This is a genomic window from Saccharopolyspora sp. NPDC045839 (assembly GCF_056431645.1).
This window is the reverse complement of the sequence record NZ_JBWKKH010000002.1, coordinates 122,731-132,090: the sequence shown is the minus strand read 5'-3', so window position 1 is coordinate 132,090 and position 9,360 is coordinate 122,731. Positions and strand designations below refer to the sequence as shown.

Genomic DNA, 9,360 nt, shown 5'->3' with positions numbered 1-9,360 from the left:
GGGGGGCAGCTGGGGGAAGGCGAAAAGGGGGGGGGGGGGAGGGGCGGGGGGGGGGGGGGGAGGGGGGGGAGGGGGGGGGGGGGGGGGTGGGGGGGGGAAAGGAAAAAAAAAAAACCCCCACGGCCCGGCTCAGAACACCAGGGCCATGAGCTGGATCGGGACCATGGCGATGACCGACGCCGCCGAGACCGTCAGCGTCACCGACTTCAGCGCTCCCCGCGTCGTCTGCGGCAGCAGGGTCTGCAGCAACCAGAACGTGTTGCTGGTCGCGTGGATGACGAACAGCGAACCCGCGCCCGCCGCCAGGGCGACGAAGATCGGGTCGATGCCCAGCATCGGCATCACCGGGCCCAGCACGCCCGCGGCGGTGATCGACGCCAGCGTCACCGAGCCGATCGCGATGTGCAGCACCGCGGCCACCAGCCACACCAGCAGCAGCGGCACGACCGTGCTGGTGGAGAAGTAGCCCTTCAGCAGCTCGCCCAGGCCGACGTCCTTCACCGTCTGCGCCAGCGAACCGCCGACACCGGTGAGGATGAGGATCTGGCCGCTCTCGTGGAAACCGCGCTTGAACGCCGCCGCGGTCTGCTCCGCCGGGAGCTTCCAGCGCGCGATGAGCACCGCCCCGATCAGGCCGATGAGCAGGGCGATCACCGGGTCGCCGAGGAAGTCGACCCACGGTGAGGAGAACTCGGCCATCTCCGCGATGGCGCCGAAGGCGATCAGCGCCAGCGCGAGCAGCAGCGGGGCCAGCAGCAGCGGCAGCGGCGGGAGTTCGCGCGGCGACCGCTCCTCCTCCGCGACCTCGGCGACCGGCAGCTCCTCGGTCTCGTCGAGCTTCGGGTTCCACAGGCCGCGCTTGGCCAGCGCGGTGAACAGCGCCAGCGTGACGACGATGGTGAAGACCGCGGTGATGGTGCCGAAGAGGAACATCTTGCCGAACGGCAGGTCCAGGACGCCGGCCAGCGCGACGGCCCCGACGCCGGGCACCACGAACACCAGGCCGACCTCGATGCCCAGCGCCATCGCCGCGCACATCCGGGCCGCGCCGTGCGGCCCGATCTGCCGGGACAGCCGGCTGGCCAGCGGCGCGGTGATCACCAGCAGCACGTCCGCGAAGATCGACTGCAGGACCGTGCCGACGGTGACGCCGAAGGTGTAGGGCAGGCTCCGCGGCCCGAAGGTGCGCACGAGCAGGTCGACGAGCTTCTCGATCGCGCCGAGCGAGGCCATCAGCGAGCCGAGCAGCACGCCGAACGCGATCAGCAGCCCGACCTCGGTCATCAGGTCGCCGAAGCCGGTGGTGATGGACTTGATGGTCTGCTCGGGGCCCAGTCCGGAGACCAGGCCCAGGTAGATCGCGCCGAGGACGAGCGCGATGGCCGGGCTGATCTTGGCGCGGAGGATGAGCACGACGACGCCGACGATGGTTATCGCGGCGTTGGCGAAGACAACGATGTCCGACATCTATGGGTCCGATTCGTCGGGGTCGGCACGAGCCGACTCCTGAGTTCTGCGGCGAGCAGCGCTTTTCCCGCCGGGCCGGGTTTTGCCCAACCGGCGGCTACGAAGACGGACCGGCGAAGCATACACATCATCGTTGCGCGATCAAGGTCTTGTGAATCGTGATTCGGGTGATTACGGTCCTGTCTTGCCGAATAAAGGCATCAGTTTCCCAAATATTGACAAGCAGGGGCTTGCGGAGACGGACACCTCCACGCCCCGGGCGCTCACATCGCCCTCGCCGCAACACCGTGAAACAGGAGAAGACCGATGGCGTCCAACGGACACGGGCCCCTCACCGGGGTCCGGGTGGTCGAGCTCGGCAACTTCATCGCCGCCCCGACCGCGGGCCGGATCCTCGCCGAGTTCGGCGCCGACGTCATCAAGATCGAACGCCCCAAGACCGGCGACGAGCTGCGCAACTGGCGGCTGCACGGCGGCGACGTGTCGCTGCTGTTCCGCACCATGGCGCGCAACAAGCGCTCGATGACCCTCGACCTGCGCTCCGCGCCGGGCCAGGACGTCGCGCGGAAGCTGATCGCCGGCGCGGACATCGTGCTGGAGAACTTCCGGCCCGGCACGCTGGAGAAGTGGGGACTCGGCCCGGCGGAGATCCGCCGGGCCAACCCGGGAACCGTGCTGGTGCGGATATCCGGGTTCGGGCAGACCGGGCCGTACCGGGAGCGCCCGGGCTTCGGCGGCGTCGCCGAGGCCTTCGGCGGCGTGCGGCACCTGACCGGCTATCCGGGCATGCCGCCGGTGCGCACCGGCGTCAGCCTGGCGGACTCGGTGGCCGGGCTCTACGCGGTCATCGGCGCGTTGATGGGACTGCTGCGCCGCCGCTCCGGCGAGCCCGGCGAGACCGTCGACGTCGCGCTGTACGAGGCGATCTACTCGCTGATGGAATCCTCGGTGCCGGACTTCGACGCGTTCGGCGTCACCCGGGAGGCCACCGGGGCGACGATCCCCGGGGTCGTTCCGTCGAGCACCTACCGGTGCGCCGACGGCAAGTACGTGGTGGTCGGTGGCAACAACAACGCCATCTACGCCCGGCTGATGAACCTGATCGACCGCCCCGACCTGGCCGACGATCCCGCGCTGCGGACGAACGTGGGCCGGGTCGAGCGGGGCGCGGAGATCGACGAGGCGATCGGCTCCTGGACGGCGCGGCTGGACAGCCCCCGGGTGCTGGAGCTGCTCGCCGGGGCGTCCGTCCCCAGTGGACCCATCTACGACGTGCCGGACATCGTCGCCGACCCGCACTTCGCGGCCCGCGGGATGCACGAGCGGCACCCGGTGCGCATCGAGGGCGACGAGACCCGCGAGGTGCTGTTCCCCGGCATCGTCCCGAAGCTGACCGAACAACCGGGCGGCACCCGCTGGCTCGGCCCGGAACTGGGCGAGCACACCGACGAGGTGCTGACCGAGCTGGGGTTCTCCCCGACCGAGACCGCCGGACTGCGGGCCGAAGGAGTGATCTGAATTGGTACTCATCACCGAGGTGTCGCTGCGCGACGGGCTGCAGATCGAGCCGGTGATCGTGCCCACCGCCGACAAGGTCCGCTTCGGCGAGCTGCTGGTCGACGCGGGTTTCAAGCACCTGGAGATCGGTTCGTTCGTCAACCCGAAGCGGGTGGCGACGATGGCCGACACCGCCGAGGTCGTCGCGGGCCTCGCCGACCAGCCGGCGACCTTCCACACGCTGGTGCTCAACGAGCGGGGCGCGCAGCGCGCCGTCGAGGCGGGTGCGAAGAACGTGCGGCTGGTGCTTTCGGCCAGCGACGGCCACAGCGTGTCGAACGCCGGTGTCGGCACGGCGGAGGCGATGCAGCGCATCGCGCGGGCCGCCGAGATCGTGCACGACGCGGGAATCCGCACCGAGGGCTGCATCGCGACCGCGTTCGTCTGCCCCTTCGACGGCGACACCCCGGTGGAGCGCGTCGTCCGGGTCGCACGGCACTACGCGGACATCGGCGTCGACGTGCTGCACCTCGCGGACACCATCGGCGCGGCGTCGCCGGGCGACATCAACCGCGCCATCACCGCGGTGCGCGACGTCTTTCCCGTGGAGCGAACGGGTCTGCACCTGCACAGCACCTACGGCATGGCCGACGCCAACGCCTGGGAGGCCTACCGCTGCGGCATCCGGCGCTTCGACGCCGCGCTCGGCGGGCTCGGCGGCTGCCCGTTCGCGCCGGGCGCGACCGGCAACATCGCCGCCGACGACCTGATCCACCTGTTCCACCGGGAAGGCATCGACACCGGGATCGACGTGTCCAAGCTCGGCGCGCTGCGCGAGCACCTCGCCGGGCTGGTCGGGCACGCGCTGCCGTCGGCGCTGGCGAAGATCCCGGCCGCTCCCGCGGAAGTCCGGCGCTAGCCGTGGCCGCGGAACCGTTCACCACCGGCGTCGGCGTCCTGGACCGCTCGGTGGCCATCCTGGACTGCGTGGAAAGCCACCCGATGGGCACCAGCGAACTGGCCAGGACGCTCGGCCTGACGGTGTCCACCGCGCACCGGCTGGCCGCCGCCCTCGTCGCGCACGGCCTGCTGCGGCGCGACGCGGCGGGCTGCTTCCACCTCGGCCCGCGCTTCGCGACCTCGGCGCTGGCCGAGACCGCGCGGCCGGTGCTGGAGGAATTGTGCGCGGCGGCAGGGGAATCGGTGCAGTTGTGGGTCCGGCGGGCGGACCACCGGCTGTGCATCGTGAGCGTCGAGTCGCCGGAGGAACTGCGCGCCAGCCAGCCCGTGGGCACCCTGCTCCCGTTCCCGCACGGATCGTCCGGCCAGGTGCTGCTCGGCGAGCGGAACCCGGACGGCCACGACTGGGTCGAGAGCGTCCAGGCCCGCGCCCCGGGCGTCGGCTCGGTCAGCGCTCCGGTGCGCCTGCACGGCGATACGATCGCGGCGGTGTGCCTTTCGGCGCCGACGCAACGACTCCTGCCGAGCCCCGGCCGGCGCTTCGGCGCCCAGGTCGTCGCCGCCGCGGAGCGGATCGGAGCGGCCCTCGGCGGCTAGTGCACGGCCGTCGGCTCGGTCTCCCGGTCCGGCGGCATCGCGCCCGTCACGCCGATCCGTGCCGCGTCCCGTTCGGGATGCGCGAAAACCAGCGCGGCCAGTCCCCCGACCACCATCAGCACGCCGGGGATGGCGAACGCGACGGCGAACCCGGTGCTCGCGTCGCCGGCGGCTTCGACGATCCGGCCGGTGACGTACGGCGCGGCGAGTCCGGCAAGGGTCACCAGGCCGACGGTGATGGACAGCACGGCACCGCGCTGCGCCGGCGGGCTGATCTCGGCATTGACGGTCTGGCCGATGGCGAACGTGACCGCGCCGAAGCTGAAGGCGACGGCGATGAGCACGATCCGCAGGCCCGGGTGCGCCACCGCCGGGATGAGCAGCATGGCGGTACCGGCCATCAGCAGGGCGGATGCGCCCAGGACGCTGCGGGCGACCCGGCTGGACAGGCCGCGGTGCATCATCCACTGCGTCAGGGCCCCTTGCCCGAAGGTCAGGATCGTCTTCAGCACCCAGGGCGCGGTCACGATCGCGCCGGCCGCCACCGCCCTGTAGCCCAACGCGGTTTCGGCATAGGCCGGAACCCAGGCGAGCAGCAGCGTCGACGCCCAGTAAGCGCCGAAGGCGCCCACGAATCCGGCGAGCCAAGTCCGGCTGAGCAGGATCCGGCGGTACGGCACGCGCAACTCGGCCGCAGGTTCGGTCGCCTCCGCGCCGCGTGGTTCCGCTGCATCCGCCCGGCCCTCCCGGCCGATCAACGCCCACGCCACGCACCACGCGACGCCGACGAAGAACAGCGACAGGAACGCCCACCGCCATCCGAAGTGGACGATGACCAGCGTGAGCAGCGGCGCCGCGAGCATGCCGCCCAGCCCGCCGCCACCGACGACCAGCGCACCGGGGATGCTGCGCTTCTCGTTCGGGAACCACTTGAACGCGGCGTGCAGCGCGACCGGCTGGGCCGGGCCTTCCGCCGCACCCAGGACGATCCGGCTCACCAGCAGCAGGCCGAAGCCGGCCCCGGCGGCGACCGGGAGCTGGGTGACCGCCCAGACCAAGGCGAGGGAGAACAGGATCCACTTCGCCGCGATCCGGTTGGCGAGGAATCCGATCGCGACGGCGGAGACGTTGAACAGGAAGAAGAACGAGCTCGACAGCAGGCCGTACTCGACGGGTGTCAGGTCGAGCTCGCGCATGATGGAGTTCGCGGCCAGTCCCAGCACGGCCTTGTCCGCGTAGTTGATCAGCATGAAGAACAGCAGCAGGATCATGACCGCCCAGGCGCGGCGGTCTGCGTTCGGCGACTTCATCGGCGCTCCAACGGGTTCAGGTGGCGAGCAGGGCCTTCGCGATGCCGTTCTTCTGGATTTCCGAGGAACCGGTGAGGATGCGGAACATCCGCAGCCGGCGGAACAGCCACTCCACCTCGGCGCCGCGCACCATCCCCGCCTTGCCGTGGATCTGCACCGCTTCGTCGGCGATGTGGAACGCGTTCTCCGCGACGAAGAGCTTGCACATGAATGCTTCGGTCCGGGGCTTGCTGCCCGCGTCGAGCGCGGCCAGCGCGTCGTAGGTCATGCTGCGGGCCGCGTAGTACGCCGTGGCCATGTCCGCGATCTTGTGCTGGATGGACTGCAGCGCGGCCAGGGGCGCTCCGAAAGCCCGCCGCTCGCCGACGAATTCCACGGTCAGCTGCAGCACCCGGCGGGCGTGCCCGAGCACCGTCGGGCAGTGCAGCAACCGGTTGGTCGTGACCCGGCCCAGCCCGACGCGCAGGCCGTCGCCGACCTTCCCGAGCAGCTGATCGGCGCCGACGTAGCAGTCGTCCAGGACGATGTCGCTTTCGATGTGCTGGCCGGACATCGGCGTCTCGCCGTCGACCACCGTGCACCCGGGGGCGTCGAGGTCGACCAGGAACGCGGAGTACGACTCCTCCGCTCCGGCCATCCGGGCGACCAGCACCGAGAAGTCCGCGAACGGCCCGGCCGAGGAGAAGACCTTGCGCCCGGTGATCCGCCAGCCGTCCCCGTCCGGGGTGGCGGTGGTGCGCATCGCCCGCACGTCCGAGCCCGCCCCTGATTCGGTCAACGAGAAGCAACAGGCGCGTTCGCCCCGGATGACCGGGAGCAGGTACTTCTCCAGCTGGGCGGCGGTGGCGTGCTCGAAGATGGCGCCGGCCCGCAGCGGGCCGCCCATGTCCCCGAGCACCGAGTGGTAGAGGATCCGGCCGGAGGCGCCGACCTCCTCCTTGAGCGCGGCCAGCTCGGTGTGGGACAGGCCCTGCCCGCCGTACTCCGGCGGCAGGTGGATCCCGTAGAAACCGAGCTCGCGGCAGCGCTTCCAGACCGGCTCCAGCACCTCCCTGCCGAGCCTCGTTTCCGGTGTGAGCCCGAGGGACCGCTCGTAGTCGGCGAGCTCGCCGTCGAGGTAGTCCCGCAGCCGCGCGACGAGTTCGGCCAAGCGGGGATTGTCCGCGTATTCCGGGGTGAGCGTGAACGACATCGTGCTTTCCTTCCTCAGTGGACCTTCCGGGCGCCGGTCGGCCAGTACCGGTCGCGAACCGCGCGGCGGTCGATCTTCCCGTTGCGGTTCACCGGGAGTTCGGCCACGAAGTCGACGGTCTTGGGCAGCTTGGTGCGAGCCAGCCGCTGGGCGCAGAAGTCGATGAGTTCGCCGTCGCGCACCCCCGTCCCGGGCCGGGACACCACGACGGCCTTGACGGCCTCGCCCCACTTCTCGTCCGGCACGCCGACGACGCAGGCCTCGGAGACCGCCGGGTGCTCGTAGAGCGCCGCCTCCACCTCGCTGCAGTAGACGTTGAAGCCGCCGGAAATGATCATGTCCTTCTTGCGGTCCACGATGAACAGGTAGCCATCGGCGCGCAGGTACCCGATGTCGCCGGTGTGCACCCAGCCGTCGCGGAACGTCTGCGCCGACAACTCCGGCTCGTGCCAGTACTCGCGGACGCAGTCCGGCCCGCGGACGACGACTTCCCCCAGCGCGCCGGCCGCCACGGGTGTGCCGTCTTCGTCGACCACGCGCACTTCGGTGTCGAAGACCGCGCGCCCGCAGGACGACAGCAGCTCGGGGTCCTCGGCAACGCCCCGGGCCACGTCCTCGCAGGAGAGCACGGTGACCCCGCTGGTGGTCTCGGCCTGCCCGTAGCCCTGCATGACGACCGGCCCGAACACCGCGACGGCCTCGCGCAGGCGTTGCGGCGAGACCGGCGCTCCGCCGACCCGCAGGCAGTTCATCGTGGACAGATCGGTGGCGCCGATCGACGGGTGCGAGAGCACCATGTTCAGCATGGTGGGCACGAGGAAGGTCGAGGTGATGCGCTCGGATTCGACGGCGCGCAGGAACTCCCCCGCGCCCCACTTCGGCAGCACGACGACGGTGGTGCCGCAGGCGAACGCCGCCAGCAGACCCATCCCGGTGGCGTGCGTGATGGGCCCGGCGGCGAGGTAGCGCTCCCCGCCGGGGTCGCTCCGCTCCGGCGTCATCAGCCGCTTGCGCATGTTCGCCAGCCGGTTGCCGGTCGTCTGCACGGCGGCCTTCAGCTTCCCGGTCGATCCCGAGGTGAAGTTCAGCACCGCCGGGTCGTCGGCCTCGACCTCCACCGCGACCGGCTCCGGATCCCCCTTGCCGAGCAGGGCCGCATAGCCGTCCGCATCGTCCTCGTAGTCGATCACCTCGCACGGCAGTCCCGCGCGACGCACCACGTCGCGCGCCTGCTCGGCATGGGCCCGGTCCACGAACAGCACGCGGACCGCGGCGTCGGCGAGCACGTGCTCGACCTCCCCCGCCGCCAGCCGGGCGTTGATCGGCACCCGCAGGAATCCGCCCTTGTACAAGGCCATTTCGGTTTCCACCAGCTCGGCGCAGTTCCCGGCGTAGGTGGCCACCGCCTCGCCCGGCGCGATCCCCCGCGCGAGCAGGGCCGAGGCCAGCCGGTTGGTGCGCTCCTCCAGCTCTCGGTAGGTCCACCGCCGTTCTCCGCAGGCCAGGGCCTCGCGGTCCGGCCAGAACGTGCTGCTGCGGGTGAGGTAGCAACCCAGGTTCACACCGACTCCCATTTTGTCGCCAACATGACCACTAGTAGACAGACTGTCTACTAACGTTCGGGATGTCAATGGCCGCGTATACTGCCCGCACAACGGTGAACCGAGCAGCCTCACGAAGGGTTCTTCCCGATGTCGACCGAGGATCGGCGCAGTCGCCGGACCCGCCGCCTCCTGCGCGACGCCCTGGTCGCACTCGCGCTGGAACGCGGCTACGCGAACGTGAAGGTGGAGGACATCACCGAGCGCGCCGACCTGGGGCGGGCGACCTTCTACAAGCACTACGCCGACAAGGACGCGCTGCTCAGCCAGGTGGTGTCGGACCTGCTGGAGGAATTGCACGCCCGGCTGCTCCCGCTGGTCCCGGCCTCCTCGGTCGGGTTCACCGGCAAGCCGGTGCTGGAGATGTTCCGGCACGCCCTGGAGGAACGGGACCTGTACCGGGTCATCCTCCGCGGCGAAGGCGATGGGCGCGCCTTGCGCGAGTTCATGGACGCGCGGACCGCCGCGGCCGCCATGGTCTTCCAGGCGCGCGCCGACTACCGGGGCGTGTCGCCGCGGATCGACATCGAGGTGCTCGCCCGGGCGTGGGTCGGCGAGCAGGCCGCCGTGATGCGCTGGTGGCTGGAGACCGACCCGCCGGAGCTGAGCCCGGAGGAGATCACCGGCATGCTCCACGACCTGTCCTTGCGCGGCCGCCACTGGGCGAACGGGTTCGACGGCGATCCGGCGGACAGGTAAAGCAGAACCCCCGGCATCTCCGTCCACATCGGACGAT

8 protein-coding genes are annotated in these 9,360 nt (G+C 70.9%); 4 read left to right on the top strand and 4 right to left on the bottom strand.

Annotation, left to right across the window (positions count from 1 at the left end):
- Positions 1–129: 129 nt before the first annotated feature.
- Positions 130–1,467, bottom strand: coding sequence for a GntP family permease (locus AC07EQ_RS03490; protein WP_478386349.1), 1,338 nt, complete (start codon positions 1,465–1,467; stop codon positions 130–132).
- 306 nt (positions 1,468–1,773) lie between these two features.
- On the opposite strand from AC07EQ_RS03490, the gene AC07EQ_RS03485 reads away from it, so the two are divergent.
- From AC07EQ_RS03485 to AC07EQ_RS03475, 3 genes are read left to right on the top strand one after another with little or no spacing between them, the layout of a single operon-like run.
- Positions 1,774–2,985: a CaiB/BaiF CoA transferase family protein gene (locus tag AC07EQ_RS03485; RefSeq protein WP_478386348.1), complete on the top strand. Its 1,212-nt coding sequence runs from the start codon at positions 1,774–1,776 to the stop codon at positions 2,983–2,985.
- Position 2,986: 1 nt separating this feature from the next.
- Complete coding sequence (locus tag AC07EQ_RS03480; RefSeq protein WP_478386347.1) at positions 2,987–3,883, top strand: hydroxymethylglutaryl-CoA lyase; 897 nt, start codon at positions 2,987–2,989, stop codon at positions 3,881–3,883.
- Positions 3,884–3,885: 2 nt separating this feature from the next.
- The gene (locus AC07EQ_RS03475) at positions 3,886–4,521 is read left to right on the top strand and encodes an IclR family transcriptional regulator (protein ID WP_478386346.1); all 636 of its coding nucleotides are present in this window, start codon (positions 3,886–3,888) and stop codon (positions 4,519–4,521) included.
- On the opposite strand, the gene AC07EQ_RS03470 is transcribed toward AC07EQ_RS03475, so the two are convergent.
- The 3 genes from AC07EQ_RS03470 to AC07EQ_RS03460 are packed head-to-tail and all read right to left on the bottom strand — an operon-like array spanning position 4,518 to position 8,585.
- A complete protein-coding gene (locus AC07EQ_RS03470; RefSeq protein ID WP_478386345.1) occupies positions 4,518–5,831 on the bottom strand; it encodes an MFS transporter in 1,314 nt (437 codons plus the stop codon). The genes AC07EQ_RS03475 and AC07EQ_RS03470 overlap by 4 nt on opposite strands.
- 16 nt (positions 5,832–5,847) lie before the next feature.
- On the bottom strand, positions 5,848–7,023 hold the full coding sequence (locus AC07EQ_RS03465) for an acyl-CoA dehydrogenase family protein (protein ID WP_478386344.1): 1,176 nt from the start codon (positions 7,021–7,023) through the stop codon (positions 5,848–5,850).
- Between the two features lie 14 nt (positions 7,024–7,037).
- Entirely contained in the window at positions 7,038–8,585 is a 1,548-nt protein-coding gene (locus tag AC07EQ_RS03460) for an acyl-CoA synthetase (protein ID WP_478386343.1), read from the bottom strand.
- A gap of 129 nt (positions 8,586–8,714) precedes the next feature.
- On the opposite strand from AC07EQ_RS03460, the gene AC07EQ_RS03455 reads away from it, so the two are divergent.
- Entirely contained in the window at positions 8,715–9,323 is a 609-nt protein-coding gene (locus AC07EQ_RS03455) for a TetR/AcrR family transcriptional regulator (RefSeq protein WP_478386342.1), read from the top strand.
- Positions 9,324–9,360 lie beyond the last annotated feature (37 nt).